Annotated in this window: 27 protein-coding genes; 9 read left to right on the top strand and 18 right to left on the bottom strand. The window is 64.2% G+C overall.

What is annotated here, in order from left to right; all coding sequences use genetic code 11:
* Positions 1 to 144 precede the first annotated feature (144 nt).
* From ACIOVF_RS04755 to ACIOVF_RS04740, 4 genes are read right to left on the bottom strand one after another with little or no spacing between them, the layout of a single operon-like run.
* On the bottom strand, positions 145 to 1,065 hold the full coding sequence (locus ACIOVF_RS04755) for a biotin-dependent carboxyltransferase family protein (RefSeq protein ID WP_401287895.1): 921 nt from the start codon (positions 1,063 to 1,065) through the stop codon (positions 145 to 147).
* Positions 1,062 to 1,766: a 5-oxoprolinase subunit PxpB gene (gene pxpB, locus ACIOVF_RS04750; protein ID WP_401287892.1), complete on the bottom strand. Its 705-nt coding sequence runs from the start codon at positions 1,764 to 1,766 to the stop codon at positions 1,062 to 1,064. Before pxpB ends, ACIOVF_RS04755 begins: the two co-directional genes overlap by 4 nt.
* On the bottom strand, positions 1,763 to 2,515 hold the full coding sequence (locus ACIOVF_RS04745) for a 5-oxoprolinase subunit PxpA (protein WP_401287889.1): 753 nt from the start codon (positions 2,513 to 2,515) through the stop codon (positions 1,763 to 1,765). The genes pxpB and ACIOVF_RS04745 overlap by 4 nt, the downstream gene beginning before the upstream one ends.
* Positions 2,516 to 2,540: 25 nt before the next feature.
* A complete protein-coding gene (locus ACIOVF_RS04740) occupies positions 2,541 to 3,827 on the bottom strand; it encodes an MFS transporter (protein ID WP_045193471.1) in 1,287 nt (428 codons plus the stop codon).
* Positions 3,828 to 3,969: 142 nt separating this feature from the next.
* Here ACIOVF_RS04740 and ACIOVF_RS04735 point away from each other — a divergent pair, with 142 nt between their 5' ends.
* Complete coding sequence (locus ACIOVF_RS04735; protein ID WP_045193472.1) at positions 3,970 to 4,881, top strand: LysR family transcriptional regulator; 912 nt, start codon at positions 3,970 to 3,972, stop codon at positions 4,879 to 4,881.
* Here the strand turns inward: ACIOVF_RS04735 and ACIOVF_RS04730 are convergent.
* From ACIOVF_RS04730 to ACIOVF_RS04720, 3 genes are read right to left on the bottom strand one after another with little or no spacing between them, the layout of a single operon-like run.
* On the bottom strand, positions 4,878 to 5,399 hold the full coding sequence (locus ACIOVF_RS04730) for a DUF2937 family protein (RefSeq protein WP_093386196.1): 522 nt from the start codon (positions 5,397 to 5,399) through the stop codon (positions 4,878 to 4,880). The two genes, ACIOVF_RS04735 and ACIOVF_RS04730, sit on opposite strands and share 4 nt — an antisense overlap.
* Before the next feature lie 10 nt (positions 5,400 to 5,409).
* On the bottom strand, positions 5,410 to 6,186 hold the full coding sequence (locus ACIOVF_RS04725; protein ID WP_045193474.1) for a class II glutamine amidotransferase: 777 nt from the start codon (positions 6,184 to 6,186) through the stop codon (positions 5,410 to 5,412).
* 22 nt (positions 6,187 to 6,208) lie between these two features.
* Positions 6,209 to 6,700: a hypothetical protein gene (locus ACIOVF_RS04720; RefSeq protein WP_045193475.1), complete on the bottom strand. Its 492-nt coding sequence runs from the start codon at positions 6,698 to 6,700 to the stop codon at positions 6,209 to 6,211.
* Positions 6,701 to 6,784: 84 nt separating this feature from the next.
* Here ACIOVF_RS04720 and ACIOVF_RS04715 point away from each other — a divergent pair, with 84 nt between their 5' ends.
* Positions 6,785 to 8,836, top strand: coding sequence for a S9 family peptidase (locus ACIOVF_RS04715; protein WP_093386205.1), 2,052 nt, complete (start codon positions 6,785 to 6,787; stop codon positions 8,834 to 8,836).
* A 95-nt stretch (positions 8,837 to 8,931) separates the two neighbouring features.
* A complete protein-coding gene (locus ACIOVF_RS04710) occupies positions 8,932 to 9,405 on the top strand; it encodes a cyclic nucleotide-binding domain-containing protein (RefSeq protein ID WP_045193477.1) in 474 nt (157 codons plus the stop codon).
* Here the strand turns inward: ACIOVF_RS04710 and ACIOVF_RS04705 are convergent.
* Positions 9,402 to 9,674 (bottom strand): hypothetical protein, encoded by a 273-nt coding sequence (locus ACIOVF_RS04705; protein WP_045193478.1) that lies wholly within the window; start codon positions 9,672 to 9,674, stop codon positions 9,402 to 9,404. The two genes, ACIOVF_RS04710 and ACIOVF_RS04705, sit on opposite strands and share 4 nt — an antisense overlap.
* Positions 9,675 to 9,799: 125 nt before the next feature.
* Here ACIOVF_RS04705 and ACIOVF_RS04700 point away from each other — a divergent pair, with 125 nt between their 5' ends.
* The 3 genes from ACIOVF_RS04700 (at position 9,800) to ACIOVF_RS04690 (ending at position 11,135) form a co-directional block, all read left to right on the top strand.
* Positions 9,800 to 10,171: a YajD family HNH nuclease gene (locus ACIOVF_RS04700; protein WP_038996595.1), complete on the top strand. Its 372-nt coding sequence runs from the start codon at positions 9,800 to 9,802 to the stop codon at positions 10,169 to 10,171.
* A gap of 61 nt (positions 10,172 to 10,232) precedes the next feature.
* Complete coding sequence (locus ACIOVF_RS04695; protein WP_010223125.1) at positions 10,233 to 10,703, top strand: RNA methyltransferase; 471 nt, start codon at positions 10,233 to 10,235, stop codon at positions 10,701 to 10,703.
* A 66-nt stretch (positions 10,704 to 10,769) separates the two neighbouring features.
* Positions 10,770 to 11,135, top strand: coding sequence for a DUF2892 domain-containing protein (locus tag ACIOVF_RS04690; RefSeq protein WP_401287880.1), 366 nt, complete (start codon positions 10,770 to 10,772; stop codon positions 11,133 to 11,135).
* Here the strand turns inward: ACIOVF_RS04690 and ACIOVF_RS04685 are convergent.
* Together ACIOVF_RS04685 and ACIOVF_RS04680 are read right to left on the bottom strand one after the other, a co-directional pair.
* A complete protein-coding gene (locus ACIOVF_RS04685) occupies positions 11,132 to 12,346 on the bottom strand; it encodes a hypothetical protein (RefSeq protein WP_195885962.1) in 1,215 nt (404 codons plus the stop codon). The two genes, ACIOVF_RS04690 and ACIOVF_RS04685, sit on opposite strands and share 4 nt — an antisense overlap.
* Before the next feature lie 58 nt (positions 12,347 to 12,404).
* Positions 12,405 to 12,854, bottom strand: coding sequence for a YcgN family cysteine cluster protein (locus tag ACIOVF_RS04680; RefSeq protein WP_045193480.1), 450 nt, complete (start codon positions 12,852 to 12,854; stop codon positions 12,405 to 12,407).
* A gap of 147 nt (positions 12,855 to 13,001) precedes the next feature.
* Here ACIOVF_RS04680 and ACIOVF_RS04675 point away from each other — a divergent pair, with 147 nt between their 5' ends.
* Positions 13,002 to 13,595, top strand: a complete 594-nt coding sequence (locus ACIOVF_RS04675; protein ID WP_045193482.1) for a nitroreductase family protein — start codon at positions 13,002 to 13,004, stop codon at positions 13,593 to 13,595.
* A gap of 27 nt (positions 13,596 to 13,622) precedes the next feature.
* Here the strand turns inward: ACIOVF_RS04675 and ACIOVF_RS04670 are convergent, their stop codons facing one another.
* From ACIOVF_RS04670 to ACIOVF_RS04650, 5 genes are all read right to left on the bottom strand, one after another.
* Positions 13,623 to 14,555 (bottom strand): D-2-hydroxyacid dehydrogenase, encoded by a 933-nt coding sequence (locus ACIOVF_RS04670; protein ID WP_045193705.1) that lies wholly within the window; start codon positions 14,553 to 14,555, stop codon positions 13,623 to 13,625.
* Positions 14,556 to 14,619: 64 nt separating this feature from the next.
* Positions 14,620 to 14,913 carry a YcgL domain-containing protein gene (locus ACIOVF_RS04665; RefSeq protein WP_045193483.1) on the bottom strand — a complete coding sequence of 98 codons (294 nt, stop codon included), beginning with the start codon at positions 14,911 to 14,913 and terminating at the stop codon, positions 14,620 to 14,622.
* Positions 14,910 to 16,043 carry a ribonuclease D gene (gene rnd / locus ACIOVF_RS04660; protein ID WP_045193484.1) on the bottom strand — a complete coding sequence of 378 codons (1,134 nt, stop codon included), beginning with the start codon at positions 16,041 to 16,043 and terminating at the stop codon, positions 14,910 to 14,912. The genes ACIOVF_RS04665 and rnd overlap by 4 nt, the downstream gene beginning before the upstream one ends.
* A gap of 99 nt (positions 16,044 to 16,142) precedes the next feature.
* Positions 16,143 to 17,777, bottom strand: coding sequence for a phosphoethanolamine transferase (locus ACIOVF_RS04655; protein WP_401287874.1), 1,635 nt, complete (start codon positions 17,775 to 17,777; stop codon positions 16,143 to 16,145).
* Positions 17,778 to 17,946: 169 nt separating this feature from the next.
* Positions 17,947 to 18,312 carry a 5-carboxymethyl-2-hydroxymuconate Delta-isomerase gene (locus ACIOVF_RS04650; protein ID WP_045193486.1) on the bottom strand — a complete coding sequence of 122 codons (366 nt, stop codon included), beginning with the start codon at positions 18,310 to 18,312 and terminating at the stop codon, positions 17,947 to 17,949.
* 120 nt (positions 18,313 to 18,432) lie between these two features.
* Here ACIOVF_RS04650 and ACIOVF_RS04645 point away from each other — a divergent pair, with 120 nt between their 5' ends.
* Positions 18,433 to 18,657: a YdcH family protein gene (locus ACIOVF_RS04645; RefSeq protein WP_045193487.1), complete on the top strand. Its 225-nt coding sequence runs from the start codon at positions 18,433 to 18,435 to the stop codon at positions 18,655 to 18,657.
* 91 nt (positions 18,658 to 18,748) lie between these two features.
* On the opposite strand, the gene ACIOVF_RS04640 is transcribed toward ACIOVF_RS04645, so the two are convergent.
* Entirely contained in the window at positions 18,749 to 19,552 is an 804-nt protein-coding gene (locus tag ACIOVF_RS04640) for a phytanoyl-CoA dioxygenase family protein (RefSeq protein WP_093386256.1), read from the bottom strand.
* A 203-nt stretch (positions 19,553 to 19,755) separates the two neighbouring features.
* On the opposite strand from ACIOVF_RS04640, the gene ACIOVF_RS04635 reads away from it, so the two are divergent.
* A complete protein-coding gene (locus ACIOVF_RS04635; protein ID WP_045193489.1) occupies positions 19,756 to 21,153 on the top strand; it encodes an amino acid permease in 1,398 nt (465 codons plus the stop codon).
* Here ACIOVF_RS04635 and ACIOVF_RS04630 read toward each other — a convergent pair whose 3' ends face one another.
* Both ACIOVF_RS04630 and ACIOVF_RS04625 read right to left on the bottom strand, forming a co-directional pair.
* Complete coding sequence (locus ACIOVF_RS04630; protein ID WP_045193490.1) at positions 21,154 to 22,050, bottom strand: LysR substrate-binding domain-containing protein; 897 nt, start codon at positions 22,048 to 22,050, stop codon at positions 21,154 to 21,156.
* Positions 22,051 to 22,091: 41 nt separating this feature from the next.
* Positions 22,092 to 22,745, bottom strand: coding sequence for a DUF1266 domain-containing protein (locus tag ACIOVF_RS04625; protein ID WP_045193491.1), 654 nt, complete (start codon positions 22,743 to 22,745; stop codon positions 22,092 to 22,094).
* Positions 22,746 to 22,748 lie beyond the last annotated feature (3 nt).

Genomic DNA, 22,748 nt, shown 5'->3' with positions numbered 1-22,748 from the left:
GGCTGTTTTTTGCGTGGTGGTTTTTTCCGGGTTCCTTTTGGGGGTTTTGTTTTTGGTTTTGGGTTTTTGTCAATTGACTCCATGGGGTGCACACGCCCGCTCCAACCTACTGTAGGAGCGGGCTTGACCCGCGATGAGGCCCGCTCAGCCAACAAACCTTTCAAGAAACGCCCGCTGCTCAAGCCACGCCATCTCCTGCACCACCGGCCTGAAGCGCACTACACTCCCCGGCAGCAATTGCGCCAGCCGCGCCAACGCCAACGGCGTCAACGCCCCCAATCGCGGATAGCCACCAATGGTCTGACGATCATTGAGCAGCACGATCGGCTGGCCATCCGGCGGCACCTGCACCGCGCCCAACGCAATCCCCTCGGAAATCATCGTCGGCCCCTGGTAGTGCAACACCGGCCCGAGCAAGCGAATGCCCATGCGATCGGCCCGGCTGTCGAGGGTCCAGTCACGGTTGAACGCTTCGAACAGGCTCGTGCCGCTAAAATCGCCGATCTGCGCGCCGAGCAACAGATCAAGCGGCGACCTGTCGGTAAAGTCCGGCCACAACGCCTCCGGCACTTCTTTGAGCGCCGCTGCCACACCGGCGTATTCCAGCGCTTGCCCCTTGGCCAGCGGCGAGCCCAAACCATCCAGCCCGCCGAGCGCTTCACGTACCACGCTGGCACAACTGCCCAGTACCTGCGGCGCCTTGAAGCCACCCGGCGCAGCGATGTAGGCACGGGCGCCATGCAGCGGCGCATTCAGGCGCAGGCGCTGGCCCTTGCCCATGCTGAAGCTGCGCCAGGGCTTGAGCGGCTGGCCATCGAGGCGTGCGTCGAGGTCGGCGCCGGCCAGGGCCAGGCAACAGTCCTGCTCGGCAATCAGGCTGAAACCACCGAGGGTGACCTCGACCACCACGGCCTCGGGTGCGTTGCCCAGCAGCCAGTTGGCCCAGCGCATCGACACCCAGTCCAGCGCCCCGCCCTGGGTCACGCCCAGGTGGCGCACGCCAAAGCGCCCGGCATCCTGCAGCAGGCACAGCGGCGTGCTGGCCTCGATCGACAAGCGGCTCATGCCTGGACCTCCAGCGGGGTATCGTCGCCGCCCAGGTTGATGAAGGTGGCGCGCTCAACCGCCACGAAGCGCACCCGGTCGCCTGGTTGCAACAAGCTGTAGCCGTCGCGCTGACGGTCAAAAAGCTTGCTCGGGGTGCGCCCGATCAGGTTCCAGCCGCCAGGCGAGACTGCCGGATAGGCGGCGGTCTGGCGCTCGGCAATGCCCACGCTGCCGGCCGCCACGCGTTTGCGCGGGGTGGCCAGGCGCGGCGCGGCCAGGGCTTGTTCGACCAGGCCCATGAAGGCGAAGCCGGGGGCAAAGCCCAGGGCGAACACCTGGTACTCACGCTCGCTGTGGCGGCGAATGATGTCGGCCACCGATGTGTTGCAACGCTCGGCCAGCAGTTGAAGCTCCGGGCCGACACTCGGGTCATACCACACCGGAATTTCGTGCTGGCGGCCTGCGCTGCCAGGGTCCGGCTGCAGGTCGGTGAGCGCTTGCCGAATACAGGCCTGGGCCTCGGCCGGCGACAGCTGGAGCAGGTCGAAATGCACCATCAGCGTGGTATAGGACGGCACCAGGTCGACCAGGCGCCCGGCAAAGGCACTGCGCAGGCGCTGGCTGGCGGCAAGCAGCCAGGGCATGTTGCCTTCATCGATCTGGTCGAACAGGCGCACCATCAGGCAGTCGATGGCCACCACTTCAATTCGGTAATTCATGGCACCGCCTGGGCATCGAGGGCCTGGCGGATCTGCCGCACGGCGGCGATCGAGCTGTCGTTGTCGCCATGCACGCACAGGGTATCGGCCTGCAGCAGCAACGCGCTGCCATCGCTGGCGCTCAGCGCCTCGCCGCGGGCCAGGCGCAGGGCCTGCTCGACAATCATCGCCGGATCATGGTGCACCGCCCCCGGCAAGCGCCGCGACAGCAAGTGGCCGCTGGCGTCGTAGGCGCGGTCGGCAAAGGCTTCGAACCACAGGGTTACACCGTACTCATCGCCCAAGGCCTGGGCCGCGCTGTTGTCGGCGGTGGCCATCAGCATCAGCGGCAGTTGCCGGTCATAGGCGGCCACGGCCTCGAGCACGGCACGCAGCTTGAGCGGCTCGGCCATCATGTCGTTGTACAGCGCGCCGTGGGGTTTGACGTAGACAACCCGGGTACCCTGGGTACGGCAAATGCCGTCCAGGGCGCCGATCTGGTAATGCAGCAGGTCGCGAATCTCTTCGGCGCTGCAGGCCATGGAGCGGCGGCCGAAGCCGGCCAGGTCCGGGTAGGCCGGATGGGCGCCGATGCGCACCTGGCTGGCCACGGCCAGGGCCACGGTCTTGCGCATGATCCCGGGGTCGCCGGCATGAAAACCGCAGGCAATGTTGGCGCAATCAACATAAGGCATGACCTGGGCATCCAGGCCCATGGTCCAGCTGCCAAAACTTTCACCCATATCGCAATTCAATAACAGGCGGCTCACGTGTGACACTCCTTCAGGCTCGGCCTTAATGGGCTTCTAATTGTTTGCCGCGGGTTTCCGGCAGGCTCAAGGCTGCCAGAATTACCACTCCGTAGGACACTGCGGCAAATCCGCCGATGCCCAGGCCCAGGGGAATCTTCTGGCTCAGCAAGCCGATCAGCAGCGGGAAGAACGCCGCCAGCGCGCGGCCGATGTTGTAGCAAAAGCCCTGGCCCGAGCCGCGGATGCGGGTGGGGAAGAGTTCGGTGAGAAACGCGCCCATGCCGCTGAAGATCCCCGAGGCGAAGAAGCCCAGGGGGAAGCCCAGCCAGAGCATGACGCCGTCGCTGACCGGCATCTGGGTGTAGAGCAGGACAATGATGAACGAACCGACGGCGAAGAGGATGAAGTTCTTTTTCCGGCCCAGCAGGTCGGTGAGGTAGGCGCTGATCACATAGCCGATGTAGGAGCCGAAGATCACCATCGCCAGGTAGCCGCCGGTGCCCAGTACGCTCAAGCCGCGCTCGTTCTTGAGGAAGGTTGGCAGCCACGAGGTGATGGCGTAGTAGCCGCCCAGGGCGCCGGTGGTCAGCAGCGAGGCGCGGATCGTGGTGAAGAGCATGCCCGGGGCGAAGATTTCATAAAAATGCGACGGCGCTGCGGTCTTTTCCGCGGCCTTGGCCTGCTGGTAGATCTCCGGGTCCTTGACCAGGCGGCGAACGAAAATCACGAACACCGCTGGCACGATGCCCAGCAAAAACAGTGCGCGCCAGGCATCTTCCGGCGGCAACAGCGAAAACAGCACGGCATACAGGATCGCCGTCAGGCCCCAGCCGATGGCCCAGCCGGACTGCACCATGCCCACCGCTTTGCCACGGTCCTGGGCGCGGATCACTTCGCCGATCAGCACGGCGCCGGCGGTCCATTCGCCGCCAAAACCGAAGCCCATCAGGGTGCGGGCGATCAACAACTGCTCGTAGTTCTGGGCAAAACCGCAAAGAAAGGTGAAGAAGGCGAACCACAGCACCGTCAATTGCAGGGTGCGCACCCGGCCGATGCGGTCGGAAAGGATACCGGCGATCCAGCCGCCCAAGGCCGAGGCGATCAGGGTGCTGGTGTGAATCAACCCGGCCTCGGCGGTGCTGATGCCCCACAGGGCGATCAGGGTGGGGATGACGAAGCTGAGCATCTGCGTGTCCATGCCATCGAGGCCGTAGCCGATCTTGCAGCTCCAGAAGGTCCGGCGTTCCTGCTTGTTGATGTTGCGGTACCAGTCGAATGGCCCCGCCACTGACCTGGCTTTGACCTGTTGCTGCACGCCCGATGGGTTCATGGTTGCCTCAGCTTGTTGGTATTGTTTTAACGACGACAATATGTGTCGCGGCTTGAGGATCATTTTTCGACGCCCGCAGGTTGTCGTCCAACGAGAAAAACCAGCTGTCTGGCATAAGAAAAACTTGATCAGTGAGCGCGCCATGAACCTCAAATTCCTCGAAACCTTCGTCTGGGTTGCCCGCCTCAAGAGTTTTCGCCTGACCGCCGAAAAGCTCTTCACCACCCAGGCCTCGATCTCCAGCCGCATCGCCGCGCTTGAGGCCGATCTCGGGGTCAGGTTGCTGCTGCGCGACTCACGCGGCGTGAGCCTGACCCCGGAAGGCAGCAAGGTGCTCGAGTACGCCGAACAGATGCTCGACACCGCCAAGGCCCTCAAGCAATCGCTGGACAGCGACCGGGCCAAGGTCGGGCGGATTCGCATCGGCGTGATGGACACGGTAATCCACACCTGGATGAGCCCGCTGGTGGCGGAGTTGATGGAGCGCTACCCGCAGGTGGAAATCGAGTTGATCGCCGATACAGCGCTTAACTTGCGCGAACAACTGCAAAAAGGCTTTCTCGATGTAATCCTGCAAACCGACCTGTTGCGCCAGGAAAGCATCCGCAGCCTGGACCTGGCGCGCTACCCCATGGGCTGGATCGTCGCCAGCCAGTCAATCTACAACCGCGACTACGCCTCGCTGGCGGACCTGGCCCGCGAGCGCATCGTGACCTTTTCGAAAAATTCCCGCCCGCACCAGGAAGTGCTCAGCCTGCTGCAGGCCGAAGGGGTCGGCGCGCCACGGCTGAACTGCGTGAACTCGGTGGCGGCGATCACCCGGCTGTTGCGTGATGGTTTTGGTATTGGCGCCCTGCCACCGGCGCTGGTCAGCGAGGAACTGGCCCGTGGCGAGCTGATCCTGCTGCCGCTGGCCCGGCAGCCACCGAGCCTGGAGCTGGTGGTGGCCTGGCAGACCGGCGTCGAGCTGGTCGACGAGGTGGTGCAACTGTGCCGCAACGTGCTGGAGCGCTACGCCCGCGATGCCGGGCCGCAGCGCATCGTGCTGGTTTAGCGCCAGCTCTCCTGCACCGCCTTGCGCCGCCCGCCGAGGGCCACCCAGCCGAGCAACAGCAGCAGGCTTTCGACCACCAGCGCCAGCAGCAGCGCGCAGCTCAGGCCCCAGGCCAGGGCCTCGGGGTTAAGCAGAATCTGGTAGCGGTAAGCGTTGAGGGTTTCTTCGCGCAGTTGCGGGTTGGCGGTAACCAGCACATGCCAGGTTTTCGCCAGCCACGGGCCCTGCACGATCTGCCATTCCTGCTCGAACTGGCGATTGCGGATCAACAGGCTCTCGATGCTGTTGGCATCGCTGGTGAACACCGGGTCGTCGCTGCTGCGGTAATGGCGCACCAAGGCCTGCAGGTCGCCGTTGAAGAAGCGCTTGGCGGTGTCTTCAAAACCCTTGAGGCCTTCGCGTGATTCAAGCAGGTGCGCCTCGACCCGCTGGCTGTAATCGACGATATAGCCCGGCACCTGCAGCCCGACCAGCAAACCGCAGGTAAACAACAGCAAGCGCAGGTAACTTCTGAACATGGGCTGATCCTTAGCTGGCCTGGCCTTCGGCGATGCATTCGCCACGGCGCCACAGGGCCCACTGGCCAGGTGCGTAGCGATGCCAGGTTTCGTTCTCGGTGAGGGCCTCGGTGGCGATCACCGTGACCACATCGTTAGGGGTGGTTTCGGCCTGGAAGTCGACGATCATGTCGACGTCCTTCAGCCGTGCCGGGCCAAACGGCGCTCGGCGGGTGATGTGCACCAGCTTGGTCGAACAGAAGCAGAACAGCCAGTCGCCATCGCTGAACAGGCAGTTGAACACGCCCTTGCCACGGTATTCGGCGCAGGCCTCGACCAGCACCGGCAGCAATTGCTCGACCTCGACCGGTTCGGGGAAGGCTTCGCGCACGCGGTTGAGCAGGTCGCAAAACGCCGCTTCGCTGTCGGTGTCGCCAACCGGCCGATAGAAGGTCGCCTGGCCCTTGAACTCGCCGAGCTGGCCGTTGTGCGCAAAGCACCAGTTGCGCCCCCACAGCTCGCGCACGAACGGATGGGTGTTGGACAGGCAGACCTTGCCGACGTTGGCCTGGCGAATGTGGCCGATCACCACCTCGCTCTTGATCGGGTAGCGCTGCACCAGGTTGGCGACTTCCGACTCGCAGCTCGCCGCCGGGTCCTGGAACAGGCGCAGGCCACGGCCTTCGTAGAAGGCGATGCCCCAGCCGTCACGGTGCGGGCCGGTGCGCCCGCCGCGCTGCATCAGCCCGGTGAAGCTGAAAACGATGTCGGTCGGCACATTGGCGCTCATGCCCAGTAATTCACACATGCTTGGCTGCTCCGGGCAAAGGCTACAGGCGCGGCTCGACCCGCGTGCCACTGCCGCCCAGCGGCGCTGCAGGTGGCGGGTTACGGTAGCGGTCGCTGCGCTCGGCGGCGAACGGCTCATCGCTCACAGGCTCGTCCGCTTCACGTTGCGCGGCGGCTTGCGCCTGCTCGCGGCGGGCCCTGGCACGGCGCTCGAGCGGCCAGCGGATGAGCACGAACAGCGCATACAGGGCAAAGGCAATCATGCCGTACATGGCCAGGTCGGCTGCGGCGCGCAGGGCGTTGTTGCCGACCTTGAACAGGGTGTCGAGGGCGGCAATGGCGATGGCCGGGGCGAACTTTTCTTTCACCGGGTCGACAATGGTCGGGGTCAGCAGCAGCACCGCCATCAACACCCGCAGCGGTTCGCGCAACCAGCGCCACATCCATGAGGTCAGGCGAAAGCCCACCAGCAGGCATCCCAAGGCGGCAAGGGCGTAGAGGCCCCAGGCGAGCAGATAGTCGTTCTCGGTCATGGTGTCCGTGGCAAGCTAGGCAAATAGACGCTTATGATAAACACTTTTCCGCGCGCAGGCGCCCCCCAGCCAAGAGAACCCCGCATGTCCGCAGACGCCACCGCTCCCCGTGCCCCGATTGCCCGCAAGGCCGAAGGTGCCGATCCCTATGCCTGGCTGCAGCAGCGCGACACCCCCGAGGTGCTGGCGTACCTGAACGCCGAGAACGCCTATCAAGAGGCGCAGCTGGCCGCTCAGGCGCCGCTGCGCGAGCAACTGTTCGAAGAGATCAAGGCGCGCATCCTCGAGACCGACCTGTCGCTGCCCTCGCCCTGGGGCCCGTACCTGTACTACACGCGCACCACCGCTGGCGACGAATACGCCCGCCATTACCGCTGCCCGCGCCCGGCCGACGATTCCAACACGGTCGATGAAAGCCGCGAAGAGCTGCTGCTCGACCCCAATGAACTGGCCCAGGGCGGCTTTCTGTCCCTCGGTGCCTTCAGCATCAGCCCCGACCACCAGCGCCTGGCCTACAGCCTGGACACCACGGGCGACGAAATCTACACCCTGTACGTCAAGGAACTGGCCAGCGGCGCCATCGAGCAACTGCCGTTCGAGGACTGCGACGGCAGCATGACCTGGGCCAACGACAACCAGACGCTGTTCTTCGCCGAGCTGGACGACACCCATCGCCCGCACAAGCTGTTGCGCCATCGCCTGGGCAGCGGCAGCGTTGCACCCGTGTATGAAGAAACCGACGGTCGTTTCTTTCTGCACTGCTACCGCGCCAGCTCCGAGCGCCAGCTGATCCTGCTGCTCAACAGCAAGACCACCAGCGAAGCCTGGGTGCTCGACGCTGAACATCCCGAGCAGGCCTTCACCTGCCTGGCGCCGCGGGTCGAGGGCCACGAGTACTACCCTGACCACGGCCAGCTAGAAGGCCAGTGGCGCTGGTTCATCCGCAGCAACCAGGACGGCATCAACTTCGCCCTGTACCAGGCCCAAGCCGATAGCGTACCGAGCCGCGAACAATGGCAACTGCTGGTGGCCCACCGCGACACGGTGATGCTCGAAGGCCTGACCCTCAACGCCAGCGCCCTGACCCTGAGCCTGCGCGAAGGCGGCCTGCCGATCATCGAGGTGCGCCCACAAGGCCTGCCGGCCTACCGCGTCGAGCTGCCAGACGCTGCCTACAGCTTGTACGTGCAGGACAGCCTGGAGTTCGTCAGCCCGCGCATCCGCCTGCGTTACCAGTCGCTCAACCGCCCGGCCCAGGTACGCCAACTGGAGCTGGCCAGCGGCGCCCAGCAAGTGCTCAAGCAAACCCCGGTGCTCGGCCCGTTCGACCCGGATGCCTACGTCAGCCAGCGCCTGTGGGCCACTGCCGCCGACGGCACCCAGGTGCCGATCAGCCTGGTGCAGCGCCGCGCCGACGTCGGCAAGCCGGTGCCGCTGTACCTGTACGGTTATGGCGCCTATGGCGAAAGCCTCGACCCGTGGTTCTCCCACGCCCGCCTGAGCCTGCTCGAACGCGGCGTGGCCTTTGCCATCGCCCACGTGCGTGGCGGCGGCGAGCTGGGTGAAGCCTGGTACCGCGCCGGCAAGCAGGAGCACAAGCACAACACCTTCGGCGACTTCATCGCCTGCGCCGAACACCTGATCGCCCAGGGCGTTACCTGCGCCGGGCAACTGGCGATCAGCGGCGGCAGCGCCGGTGGCCTGCTGATCGGCGCGGTACTGAACCAGCGCCCGGAGCTATTCAAGGCGGCGATTGCCGAAGTGCCGTTCGTCGACGTGCTCAACACCATGCTCGACCCGGAACTGCCGCTGACCGTCACCGAATACGACGAGTGGGGCAACCCCGAAGAACCCGAGGTGTACGAGCGGATCAAGGCCTACGCACCGTATGAAAACGTCCGCGCCCAGGCCTACCCTGCCCTGCTGGTGATCGCCGGTTACAACGACAGCCGCGTGCAGTACTGGGAAGCGGCCAAGTGGGTGGCGCGGCTGCGGGTGACCAAGACCGACGACAACCTGCTGCTGCTCAAGACCGAAATGGGCGCCGGCCACGGCGGCATGAGCGGGCGCTACCAAGGGCTGCGCGATGTGGCGCTGGAGTATGCGTTCGTATTTAACGTGCTGGGCGTGGTGTAAATCGGAAAATTTGTTGTCTGAGTCACCGCCCGCCCCTGTAGGAGCGGGCTTGACCCGCGATTATCAGACACCACAAAACTAAAAGAACGACGTCAATGCCTGAACCCACCCACCTCAACAACGAAATCCGCGACATGCTCATGGACTGCGGCCTGTTCGACCAGTTGCTGCCTGTCGACTTCCAGGCCGCCGCCGGCTATTTCAGCATCAGCAGCATGAGCGAAGGTGAAGAAATTTTCCGCGAAGGCGATGCCGGCACCTTCATGTGCATCATCCACCACGGCGTGGTGTCGGTACGCAAGACCGACGCCGAGCAGCGCCAGGTCGAAATCGCCACCCTGCGCAAGGGCCGTGCCTTCGGCGAAATGGCCGTGCTCGACGGTGAACGGCGCTCGGCCAGTTGCATTGCCGCCAGCGACTGCCAACTGCTCAACCTGGGCAAGGACTCGCTGGAAAAGATGCTCAACGACGCCCCGAAGATCGCCGCCAAGATCATCCGCGCCCTGGCCGTGGCCTTGTCGCGGCGCCTGCGCATGCAGGACGGCCAGCGTCTGGCGCAGCAGGTCTAGCCGCCCTTGCCCTTGCTGTAGTTCGGACTCAGGCCGGGCAACGGCTGGTCCTTGGGCGGAGCGGGCAGCGGCATCGGCGGCAGCAATGGCGAGCCCGGTCGCGCATCACCGGCCCGCGGCGGCGTACTTGGCGTCACCTGCGGATAGGGCGTTGGCGTGGCGGTGCCCGGCGCCCCCGGCACCGGCGTGGCCAGCCGCGGTTGCAGCTCGGCGGCCACGGTGCTTTGCAGGCTGGCACAGATCAGTACGGCAATGATCGCGTAACGCATGCGCAGGCTCCTGAGGGTCCTGGCTACAGGCTACTCCCACCGCGCACGGTTTGCCTGTCCGAATTGCCCGCCATCGGGCTAAACTTCAAGGCATAACCGTAACAAGCCCGAGAAAAGGTAATCCCATGAGTTCGTCATCCTCTGCCGCCGCCACCGCACGGCTAGACCGCATCCTCGCCGACGCCAAGCGCGACAAGGAAATGGGCTACCGCGACAAGGCCCTGCGCATGTACCCGCACGTGTGTGGCCGCTGCGCCCGCGAGTTCGCCGGCAAGCGCCTGAGCGAGCTGACCGTGCACCACCGTGACCACAACCACGACAACAACCCCCAGGACGGTTCCAACTGGGAGCTGCTGTGCCTGTACTGTCACGACAACGAGCACTCGCGCTATACCGACCAGCAGTACTTCAGCGAAGGCTCGACCAGCAGCCCGAGCATCGCCAAGGCCACCCACAATCCGTTTGCGGCCCTGGCCGGGATGCTGAAGAAGGACTGAAGCGCCCACAGTCGCCGGCAAGCCCGTATAATCGCGTCTTTTTTGCGAAGGGCCCCGGCACGTGGCGAACAAACGGTACAGCTGCATTGGTCTGTTCAACCCCAAGTCAGCAGAGAACGTCGGTTCGGTGATGCGCGCCGCGGGTTGCTACGGCGTCAACTCGGTGTTCTACACCGGCAAGCGCTATGAGCGCGCCCGCGACTTCGTCACCGACACCAAGCGGGTGCACTACGACATTCCGCTGATCGGTATCGACGACCTGCAGAAGATCATCCCCCTGGGCTGCACGCCGGTGGCAGTGGAGCTGGTCGACGGCGCCCGGCCGCTGCCCGAGTACACCCACCCGGACCGCGCGATCTATATCTTCGGCCCCGAAGACGGCTCCCTCGACCCGAGTGTGCGGGCCTGGTGCGAAGAGACCATCTACATCCCGACCAACGGTTGCATGAACCTTGCCGCCACCGTCAACGTGGTGCTCTACGACCGCCTGGCCAAGGGCCTGAACACCCGCTCCGGGCCGAAATTCAAGTAAGCCGACTGAACAGCCCGCCCTGCCCGGCGGTCTGCTGTAGACCATCGTCCCTACTGGAGAATGACCATGACCGAGAAACAGACGCTTATCCCGGCCAATTCCGCGCATATGGCCAGCGATCAGAATGTCCACGGCTGGGAGCGCGCAGGTTCGGTTGCCACCGGGGTGATCATGGTCGGCAAGGGCCTGCGCCGTGGCGGCCTGTTCGGCTTGATTCAGGTGGCCATCGGCGGGGTTGCCCTGGCCCGTGGCATCACCGGCCACAGCTCGGTGAAAAGCCTGATCGAGCGCGGCCGCAGCGACCTGGACAACATCCGCAGCAAGATCGAACGCAGCGGCGCCGAGCTGCAAGCGCTCAAGGCCAACGCCGAAGCCGCTACCCGTGGCACCACGGTGACCGGCACCGACGCGCTCAATGACCCCAAGCCTTAACGCAGCAGCTTGCTCTGCAGCACCTCGGACGACTTGCCCAGCACGCTTTCGCTGAGCTGGATGAACTCGGCGGTGCTGACGCTGTTCAGGCGCATCATCGCCCGGGTGACATCGTCCAGTGAGCGCTGGTTGTGGGTGTGCAGGCGGATTTCCTGGTCAAGTGCGCGCAACAGCAGCACGCCACGGGCGATCACCGCGCTGTCGACCTGCTCGCCGCGCAAGCTGCTGACCTTCTTGCCACTGCGTTCAAGGCTCGCCTGCAGGGCCTGGTAACGCTCGTCGGTCATGCCGCCAGCGCGGCGCAGCAGTTCGCTGGCGTAGTACTCGGCCAGGCTTTCGCTGATCCAGTCGCTGGCCTCGCGATCATTGATTTGCGCAAACACATGCACCAGCTCGCGCAGCACCGGGCTTGAGCCGTTCTCAGCGACCAACGGACGGCTGCTGTGCAGGTAGATGGAGTTGTGCCCGGCGCGAGCGCCGCGCCACAGTTCATCGCGGGCGCCCACCAGCAACAGCTTGGGCGGGTTGCGCGGGAACACTGCCTGCAGCTGTGGCCAGACGAAGGTCAGCAGGGTCAGGTTGTCCAGCCGGCGCATGCCCTGGCCTTGGGGTGCGGCGACACTGACTTCGGTTTCGCCCAGGCGCGCGCGGCGGGTGCCGACGGTGCCGGCGAGCATCCAGCCGGTCGGGCGGTCGAACAGGCGCGAAACGTTGTCGATGCGAAAACGCTGCTTGCCGATGCGCGGCCACGGCGTCTCGACGCTTTTCCAGCCCTTGGGCAGCTCAAAGCTCAGGCGTGCCACCAGTTCGGTGCCGTCGTGCTGGTCCAGGCGTGCCGGCGGCACCAGGTCATCGCCGCGAAACAGCGCCCAGTCCGGGGTCATGCGGGTTTCATAAGCGCCGCCCTTGAGCCGCTGGCTCAGGCGTACCTTGTAGGTGAGCTGGCTTTTGCCCGGCGCCGGTTGCCAGTGGCCACGCTGATCGTCGCCCTGCAGCTGCCACTGGCCGTCGGCCTTGAACTCGCTGTAGGCGCCGTCCTTGCCCAGGTCGAAGTCCAGGCTGCGCACGCTGGCGCCATCGGCCAGGGTGAGGCGCACTTCGGCCTGCTCGCTTTGTGGCAGCAAGCGCACGTGGTAATCCAGATCGACTTTTTTCGCCCAGGCCGGCGAACTGGCCAGCAGGCCCAGCACCAGCCACCCATGGCAACGCACACGCATACAGAAACTCCTTGTTCCGCCAAACGCGATCTCCGACAACCCTCTGCGAGGCTCAGCCGGCGCGGAAAATCAGATAGTCTTCCCAGTCGTCTTCATCGACGCTGTCTTCGCTGAGCATGCGCCCGGATTGTGAAATCCGTTGCTTGTGCACCTGCTCGCGGTCGCCACACACCAGGTGATGCCAGTCGGGCAGATCCTTGCCCTCGCTGACCAGGCGGTAACCGCAGGTGGTCGGCAGCCATTTGAACTGGTCGGCCTTGCCCGGCGTGAGCTGGATGCAGTCGGGTACGATCTGCATCCGCTGCGGGTAATCGCTGCACTGGCAGGTCTTGAGGTCCAGCAACTTGCAGGCGATACGCGTGTAATAGACGCTGTTGTCGTCTTCATCTTCAAGCTTTTGCAGGCAGCACAGGCCACAGCCGTCACACAGCGACTCCCACTCTTGCGGGTCGAGTTGCTCGAGGGTTTTACGCATCCAGAATGGATTGGCGTTGGCAGTCATGTCGCGGGTGTCCTGTTTCAATTCGTATGCGGCGGCGCGGCGGCGCCAGTCTAGGGCCTGTCACCGGCCATTGCCAGACCGCTTGTCAGCGCTCATATGACACAGTAGTTTGACCAGCGGTCACCTACCCAACTTCAGGAACTATTGATGAGTGCAAATCCTCGCGTTGCCGATCATGCCATCAACGAACAGTTCATCCAGCGCTGGTCGCCGCGCGCCTTCACCGCCGAGCCGATCGACCAGGCCACCCTGCTGAGCTTCCTTGAAGCCGCACGCTGGGCACCTTCGGCCTACAACTCGCAGCCCTGGCGCTTCCTCTATGCCCGCCGCGATACGCCGAACTGGGAACGCTTCCTTGGCTTGCTCAACGAGTTCAATCGCAGCTGGGCCCAGCACGCCTCGGCGCTGGTGATCATCATTTCCAAAACCAGCTTCACCGCGCCGGGCGCCAGCGAAGAAACCCCGGCCCTGTGGCACACCTTCGACACCGGCTCGGCCTGGGGACACCTGGCGTTGCAGGCGAGCCTGAGCGGCTGGCACACCCATGGCATGGCCGGTTTCGACCAGGAACTGACCCGCAAGGAGCTGAAGATCCCCGAAGGCTACGCCCTGCACGCGGCAGTGGCGATCGGCAAGCTGGGCGACAAGTCGACCCTGGCCGAAGGCTTGCAGGCGCGGGAAGTGCCGAGCCCGCGGCGGCCGTTGAGCGAGTTGGCGGCTGAGGGTGATTTCAGCCTTTGATGGGTTTCGCGGGTCAAGTCGAGACTTTTAATAGCCGCGCTGAAAGTCCACTTCCCCGCGCAGCCCTTGACCCGCCTGATACGCCCGCAGGTTCTCGACAAACAAGCGCACCATCGCCGAAGGCGATGTCGGTGCCGAGCTGTGCCCGGTCAGCAGCAAGCCCCAGGCGGTCCAGAACGGATGGCGCTGGGGCAGCGGCTCCTGGCGACAGACATCGATCACCGCACCGGCCAGATGGCCTTTCTTCAAAGCCTCGACGAGGTCGCCATCGACCACCGCCACACCGCGCCCGGCATTGATGAACAGCGCCTCGGGGTTGAAGCGCTGAAACAACGCGGCGTCGTACAGGTCATGGGTTGCCGGGGTATCGGGCAGCAGGTTGATGACATAATCGACCTCGCCGACCAGACGGCCCAGGTCGTCAAGGCCGGCCACTTCGATAAACGGCGCCTGCTCACGCGGCTGGCTGGCGATGCCGTACAACTGCACGCCAAACGGAACCAGAAACTGCGCCACCTGCTGGCCGATATCACCGGTGCCGACGATCAGCGCCCGGCGCCCTTGCAGGCTGCGTCCGGGGCGGTCATCCCACTTGCGCTCGACCTGGCTGACCAGGCGCGCCAGTACCTCGCGCTCGTGGCCAAGCATGTAGGTGAGCACATACTCGGCCATGACCTGGCCAAAGATGCCCACCGCCCGGGTCAGGCGGTAGTCGCGCTGCAGGCCGTCTGCCAGCAGCGGGGTGATGCCGGCCCAGGTCGACTGCAGCCACTGCGGCTGATGACCCTGGCGCAGCAAGGTCGCCAGCAGGTCCGGCTGGCCCAGCCACACCGGGCTGGCGGCGGCCATCCGCGCAAGCTCGGCCGAATCGCCACTGTTCAGGACCTCCAGGTCCGGTGCCATCTCGCGCAACAGCCGAGCGTAGAGGGCATGATCCTGTTCAGCGATCAAAACACGCATGTTCATTGCAACCTTGGGTAACGGCGCAAGCCGCCAGGGGCTGGCGGCGCGACAAAGAGGGGGATCAGACCGGGTCGTTGCGACGCAGCAGCTCTTCTGGCAGGTGCTCGATGTACTCGTCCTCGGCCGGTGGCATTTGCAGGTGGTAACCCTGCTGTTCGAGGTTTTCCAGGACCTTGGCAATATCTTCGCGGGCCAGCTGGCGCTCCGGGCTCAGGACCAGGTCGAAGGCATGCACGGGCTTGCCAAAGAACGGCAGCAGGCCTTCGGGCACGCGCTCCAGGCCGTCGGCCTTGAGCACGTACAGGTACATTTCGTTCTTGCGCGGGCTCTTGTAGATCGAGCAGATACGTTTCATGGTTGGTCTCCGGCGCCCGCCAGGCAATCAAGCAGCGCCTGCCCCATGCGCTCACGGCGCCAGCCGCGCAGCGACTCGGGGAGTTGATAGGGTCCGTTGGGGTAGCCGCTCTTGAGCAGCAGTTCCAGGGTTTTCTTGCGCAGCATCAGCTCGGGGGCGATGTTCAGGCGCTCGGCCTCGGCCTGGCCGATGGCGCGCAGTTGCTTGAGCAGCGCCGAGGCTTCGATCGGCAGCGGCTCGGGCACCGCCGGCGGCCATTGCTCTGGCGGCAGACTGGCGGCCTGCTTGATCAGGCCGAGCAAAAACTCGCCATCCTGACGAATGGTGCGCGGGTGCATGTCTTCGATCTTGGCCAGCGCCGACAGCGAGTCGGGCTGGGTGCGGGCCATCGGCCACAAGGCGTTTTCACGCACGATGCGGTTGCGCGGCAGGTCGCGCGCACGCGCCTCGCGCTCGCGCCAGGCGCACAGCTCGCGCAGTACCGCCAGTTGCGCACGCGACAGCTTCCAGGCCAGCTTGGCTTCGCGGTATAGCTCAAGGGGATCGGTTTCGCGGCGCAGCTGGGCAACCAGTTCGGCGCCGTCTTCAAGCACCCAGGCGTTCTTGTCATCCGACAATTGCGGGCGCAGGCGCTCGTACAGTTCGGCCAGGTGCACGGCGTCTTCGGCGGCGTAGCTGACCTGGGTGTCCGACAGCGGGCGTTGCAGCCAGTCGGAGCGGGTTTCACCCTTGGGCAGGTCGATGCCCAGCACTTCCTGGACCAGGCGCGAATAGCCCATGGAGAAACCCAGGTTGAGGTAACCGGCGGCCAGCTGGGTGTCGAACAACGGCGCCGGCAGGCTGCCGGTCAGGCGCGACAGCACTTCGAGGTCTTCGCTGCAGGCATGCAGGACCTTGATCACCTGCGGATCTTCGAGCAGGCCGGCCAGCGGCTGCCAGTCGCCGATGCGCAGCGGATCGATCAGGTAGGCCCGTGCCCCGTCGCCGACCTGGATCAAACCGGCTTTCGGATAAAAGGTATCGACCCGCATGAACTCGGTGTCGAGTGCCACGAAGGGCAGCGTGCGCCACTGCTGGCAATGCTCTGCCAGGCTGCGGTCATCGCAAATCCAGTGAATATCAATGGCCACAAGGCTCTCCCACAAACAATGGCGCGCAGTATATACGGCGCAGGCCATCGTCGGGAAACCACTCGACCGCTATCCCTGCCGCCGCTACCGCGCCTGTGATCAGTGCCGGGCCAACATCGGCCGGCAACTGGCGAACAGGTCCAACTGCGGCTTGTACAGGGCGGTGTGCACCTGCAGCAGGCCGAGCATGGAATGGAACAGATTGTCCTGGCTCAGCGGTTGATTACGGGCCTTCTGCAGGCAGTCGCTGTCGACGCCGAAGCTGGCCTTGTAACTGTCGGAGAACCACGCTAGCAGCGGCACGTGTTTTTGCTGCTCCGGCGCCAGCATGTACGGCGTGCCATGCAGGTACAGGTTGTACTCACCGAGCGATTCGCCGTGGTCGGAGAGGTACAGCATGGCGGTGTCGACCTTGTCCTGCTTGCTGCGCAAGAGGTCGATCAGCGAAGCCAGGACATGGTCGGTGTACACCAGGGTGTTGTCATAGGCGTTGACGATGCTCTCCTGGCTGCACTGGTTGAGGGCATTGCTGCGGCACACCGGGGTGAAATGTTCATATTCTTTGGGGTAGCGTTTGTAGTAGTCCGGCCCGTGGCTGCCCATCTGGTGCAGGACCAGCACGGTGTCCTGTTGCAGGTTGTCGATGAAGCTGTCCAGGCCCTTGAGCAGGATCTCGTCGCGGCACTCGTCATCGGCGCACAGCGCCGGGTCCTTGAGGTTGCTGACATCCTCGAACACCACCCGGTCGCAAGTGCCCTTGCAGCCAGACTGGTTATCACGCCAGCGCACCGCCAGCCCGGCCCGCTGCAGCACATCGAGCAGGCCTTCCTGGTTTTTTGCGGTGCTGGCGTCGTAATCCTTGCGGGTGAAGCCGGAGAACATGCACGGCACCGACACGGCGGTTTCGGTGCCGCAGGAGTGCACGTCGGTGAAGGCGATCAGGCCCTTTTCCTGGCTCAGTTGCGGTGTGGTGTCACGGCCATAGCCGAGCACCCCGAAGTTCGGCGCCCGCGCGCTCTCGCCGACCACCAGCACAGTCAGCGACTTGCGCGTACGTTGCTGCCAGGCGACGTCGAGCCTGGCGTCCTCGCCGATGGCGCGAAACGGCTTGGCGGCGCTGCCAACGCGCTCGCCGACATAGCCCAGGGAGGCGCCGACAAAATTGCTCGGCACCAGCAGCAGGCGGATTTCATGGTGATTGCGAAACAGCGAAGCCAGGCCCTGGTAGTTGATCAGCGCGACGGCGCCCAGCACCACAACACAGGCGACACTGGCGAGTAACTTGCCGAACAATTCACGGACCCAGTTACGGTATAAAACCGGCGTCTTGTACAACAACAAAGAAGGCAAGACACCTAAAAACGTTATATATAAAAAAAGTTTAATCGAGAGCAGGTCACGCACTTCCGTGGCATTCGTCTCCATGGCATTGCGCAGCATGCCGACATCGATCATTACCCCGTACTGGCTCATGAAGTACGCCACTGCGGCACTGACCATGAACAAGGTAATCAGCAGCGGTTTGAGCAGCGGCCTGAAGGCCAGCAGGGTCAATACCAGGTTGAACGCACAGAGGATCATCACCCCAAAGGCCGCGCGCAGCAGCAGGCCGTGGGCATCGGTGGCAAGCACCGAGGCCAGGTGTTGCCACAATAACGAGTTGAAGCCAATCAACAGGTACAGGCTGGCAATCAACGTGACCCATTCGGCCCGCAGGGGTTTGACCTTGAACATGATGGTTCGCTTATTTAAACGTCGGGAACAGTGCCGTTGCGGCACTACCTGGAAACAGCCCGAACTTTAAGTAGCCAGTCATCAATTTTTTGTGAAAAAGACGCCAACAAATAGTCGCTTGGCGTCTATTTAAGTATGACGTTCAGCGTGTGTTCAGGCACACGCCTGTTTACCCCGGCAGGTGCACTTTTGAATAGGAATCGCGATCAATATCGATTACCTCGACGCACAGCTGGATGTCCAGCCCCGGCGTGCCTGGCACGGCCTCCTTGAGCACCTCCAGCAGGCTCGCCGACAGCTGGCGTTTGATCTCGGCCGAACGGCCGCTGAGGATCGCCAGCTTGATGTGGGCGAACGCACGCTCCACCGGCGCCACGCCCACGCGAAAACTGGCCAGGGCCACGGCGCGGCTCTTGATGTCCAGCTCTTCGGCGAACTGGCCGCTGCCGACCAGGGCGTGGTTAAGGCGCAGCAACAGGCGGTCGACCTCGAGGTTTTTCAGGTTGTCGCTGTATTCCACATGAAGATGAGGCATTGCACGGAGTCCTGGGCGGGGCAAATGTTGCAACAGACTACCTCAGCCGCGAAACCCGGCAAAGCCGACTATCCTCTAAGTTCATGACTTCCACCCCACAAACCCCGGAGAGGTGAAGAAATGCCGGTCAAGCACGATTTACTCGCAGACTTGAATCTGACCAAGGACCAGTTCATCGAGAAGAAACAACACGACCCGCGGCTGAGTCAGCTGCATGAAGACTACAACCGCAAAGACGCCGAAGTCGTCGATGCCGAGAACAATAGCGCCGCCGATGACACCGTCACCCGGCTACGCAAGGAACGCCTGAAGATCAAGGACGAGATCGTCGCCCATCTTAAGTAACCCGCAATACCTGTGGGAGCGGGCTTGACCCGCGATAGCGATCTACCTGCCACATCGCATCGCCAGGCAAGCTCGCTCCTGCCAGCCCCCCTTAAGACCGCGCCCACACCACCGGAAACCAATCCTCGCGCATGCGATCGCCGCTCTTCAGGTCAATCCCCGGAAACGGCGGTGAGGTCCGGCCGGGCCGCTGGATATAGCGCACGTCATCACCCATGAAGCGCGTCGAGAAGGCCCGGCGGCGGTTGCTGCCGTTGTTGCCGGCGGCGCCATGCACGGTACGAAAATCGAACACCACCGCATCACCTGGCTCAAGCTCCGGCGAAAGAATCTGGTATTCGCCGTTCTCCACGTCCGGCATGTCCATGAACAGGCTTTCACCGGAGCCGGCATCGGTGGCGCCATAGAAATCCTTGTTGCTGGCCCAGCTCTTGGGCCGAACCGGCTTGGGCCAGCGATGGGAGCCGAGGACCACACTCAAGGTGTTGTGGCGGGTGACCGGGTCCAGCGGTATCCAGTAGCTGGCGGTTTGCAGGCCGTCGACGCAGTAGTACGGCAGGTCCTGGTGCCAGGGCGTGGGCTTGGAGGTGCCCGGCTCCTTGACCAGGATGTGTTCATGGAACACCTGCACTTGCCGCGACTGCATCAGCGCCCCGGCAAGCGCCGCAGCGGGCGAGTTGAGCACGAAGTCCTTGAATGCCGGGATGCGTTGCCAGTTGCAGTAATCCTCGAAGAAGCGCCCGCCTTCGCCACTGCCGACGTTCTCGATGGCAAAGGCGCTGGGCGCGGCCAGGTTCTGTTCAAAACCTTCGCGCAGCGGTTCGATCCAGTCGCGGAACACGCCACGCAAGACCACTGCACCGTCACGCTGGAACTGTTCGATATCGGCATTCATCGCAGACCACCTCTCTTGTTGTAATGACAAAAGTATTGGGCGCCCGCGCGCAGCCGGTAAACCACAGATTACCTATGCGCCACTATAGGCAATCTGTATGGCGCGACGGTTGTCAGCCCGCCGCCTTTGGCCGGTTAATGGCCCTGCCTGTGTCCTACGGCGCCTTGCTATCCAAGAATAAGAACAACGAGGAGTTACCTGGGATGAACGAAAACAGCACCGCCTTGCGGCGCGGTCTGAGTACCCGCCACATTCGCTTCATGGCACTCGGTTCTGCCATCGGCACCGGGCTTTTCTATGGCTCTGCAGCGGCCATCAAACTGGCTGGCCCTTCGGTGTTGCTCGCCTACCTGATCGGTGGCGCGGCGATCTACATGATGATGCGCGCCCTCGGCGAGATGGCCGTGCGCAACCCGGTGTCCGGCTCCTTCGGGCAATACGCCAGCCAGTACCTGGGGCGCTTTGCCGGTTTTCTCACGGGCTGGAGCTACGCCTTCTCGATGCTGGTGGTGTGCCTGGCGGATGTCACCGCCTTCGGCGTCTACATGAGCTTCTGGTTCCCCGACACGCCGCGCTGGATCTGGGTGCTGGGCATCGTCTTCTTCATCGGCGCGCTGAACCTGTGCAGCGTGCGGGTGTTTGGCGAACTGGAGTTCTGGCTGTCGCTGCTGAAAGTCACCGCCATCGTCTCGATGATCCTTGCCGGCGCCGCCGTGCTGATGTTCGGCATCCAGCTGGGCGGCGCCGGCGAGCCCCTGGCGGCGGTGAGCAACCTGTGGAGCCATGGCGGCTTCTTCCCCAATGGCGTAGGCGGCATGATCGCCTCGTTCACCGTGGTGATGTTCGCCTTCGGCGGCGTCGAGATGATCGGCATCACCGCCGGCGAAGCCAAGGACCCGCAGCGGGTGATCCCCCGGGCGATCAACTCGGTGCCGCTGCGCATCCTGCTGTTCTACGTGTTCACCCTGTTGGTGCTGATGTCGATCTACCCCTGGTCGAAGATCGGCAGCGAAGGTAGCCCCTTCGTGCAGATTTTCAGCGGCCTGGGCATTGGCTCGGCGGCGACGCTGCTGAACATCGTGGTGATTTCGGCGGCGGTGTCGGCGATCAACAGCGACATCTTCAGCGCCGGGCGGATGATGTACGGCATGGCCCACAACGGCCAGGCACCGGCCAGCTTCGCCCAGCTGTCGCGCTTCGGTGTGCCGTGGATGACCGTGGTGGTGATGGCCGTGGCCCTGCTGCTGGGGGTGGTGCTCAACTACCTGGCGCCGGACAACCTGTTCCTTATCCTCGCGGCGGTGGTGACCTTCTCGATCGTATGGGTGTGGCTGATGATCCTGCTGTCGCAGATCGTCATGCGCCGCGGCATGAGCACCGAGGAGGTAGCCCGGCTGCACTTCCCGGTGCCGTTCTGGCCGGTCGGCCCGGCCTGCGCGGTGGTGTTCATGCTGTTCATCTTCGGCGTGCTGGCCTGGTTCCCCGACACGCGCATGGCCCTGTACGTGGGCATCGGCTGGCTGGCCCTGCTGTCACTGGGCTACTGGCTGTTCGTCGCCCGCCAAGCGCAGGTCAGGCTGGCCGGATCGCCGGGTAACTGATCAGGTCGCCAGCTGCTCGCTGGCCCAGTCGAGGAAGGCCTGCGCCGCCGGTGACGGGCGCATGGCGCTGGACTGGGCCAGCACCACCGGCTGCGGGCTGACCGTTTCCAGCAGGGGCCGGCAGGCCAGCGGCTGGCCGTCGTAGCTGCAATCGGCCACCGGCCGGGTGCAAGACAGCGCCACGCCATAGCCATGGGCGACCAGCCCGCGCTGCATCTCGAAAGTCTGGGTCAGTTGCAGGCTGGCCGGTTGCAGGTCATGGGCCCAGAACAGCGAAAGAAAGTATTCGCGTGTCCGGGCGATGTCTTCGAGAATCAAACACTCCGTGGCCAGGTCCACCAGCGATACCCGCTCCTGCAACGCCAGCGGGTGGTCGGCCGGCAGTAGGGCGTAAGGCGTCAGTTGCGCCAGCACGCGCTTTTCGATCGGCGCATCGAGCCCCACGTCATAGGTCAGCGCCAGCTCCGCCTTGCCATCGCTCAGGCGCCGGTTGACCTCGGCAAGATCGGCTTCGAACAAGGTGATGGTGACTTCCGGATGGCGTCGGCGAAAGCCGCTCAACAGGCGCGGCGCGTAGTACGGCCCCAGGTCCTGGAAGCAGATCAGGCTCAGGCTCCCGCGCACCACCTGTTGCTGCTCGCCCTTGCCGCTGATGGCCGAGGCCAGGTTGAGCATGTCGCGCGCCTGTTCGAGCAGCTTGCGCCCGGCCGGGGTCAGCTCCAGGCCACGGCTGACCTGGCGATGAAAGAGCTTCTCGCCCAGGCTCGCCTCCAGCTGCGACAGCGCCAGCGACACCGACGGCTGGGAAATATGCTTGGTGCGCGCCGCGGCACTGACACTACCCTGCTCGGCGGCAGCGACGAAATACTCCAACTGGCGAAAGGTGAAGCCGATCATCGCAATGCCCCTCTGGGATGCTGAAACCAACAGTCGCGCAGTTACCCCGCCAGCGCCGGGCTCAACGCCGCGGGCGTATGCCAGGGAATATCGGCCCAGGCACCGCTGCCGGGGGCCAGCAACTGGCGCAGATGCTGCTCGTGGAACGCTTCGCCCAGCGAGTCGACGCGAAACGCCGCGACCCATTGCTCGCGCCCCAGCTTATAGGCTTTGCCGAAATCTTCCCAACTGTCGAAACAGTCCTGCGCCCGCTGCGCATTGAGCAGCAGCACACGCCAGGCAAGATCAGGCTCGAGCCAGCGCATCAGCAGCGCACAACGGGCCACAAACGCCACCCGCGCACAGGCAAAGGCCATGGCCGCACGCGGCTCATCGCTGGCCGTCAGCGCCTGCAGGTCGAGGCTGTACCATTGCTGTTCGAGGGTGGCGCTGAAGTGCGCGCGCACGGCCTCGTCATCGCAGTTGCTGCGAACCCCGGCCTGGTGCAGCAACGCTGCCCGCACGATCTTCTGCGCTTGCTCGTTGAAGTGATCGCAGGCCGGCGAGTAGAAGCCCTCGACGCCCATCGCATCGGCCATGGGCCTGGCCAACAACAGCGACCAGTGCTTGCGCTGGCTGAACAACGGCGCGGCACGCGGTCGCAATACCCGCCACAATAACCAGGCTGAAACAACAGCCGCGATCAGTAAAAACATGCG

It is taken from the genome of Pseudomonas sp. NPDC087612, assembly GCF_044743505.1.
Taxonomy (GTDB): domain Bacteria; phylum Pseudomonadota; class Gammaproteobacteria; order Pseudomonadales; family Pseudomonadaceae; genus Aquipseudomonas.
Note: the sequence above shows the minus strand (reverse complement) of the source record. Positions and strands in the feature narration are given on the sequence as shown.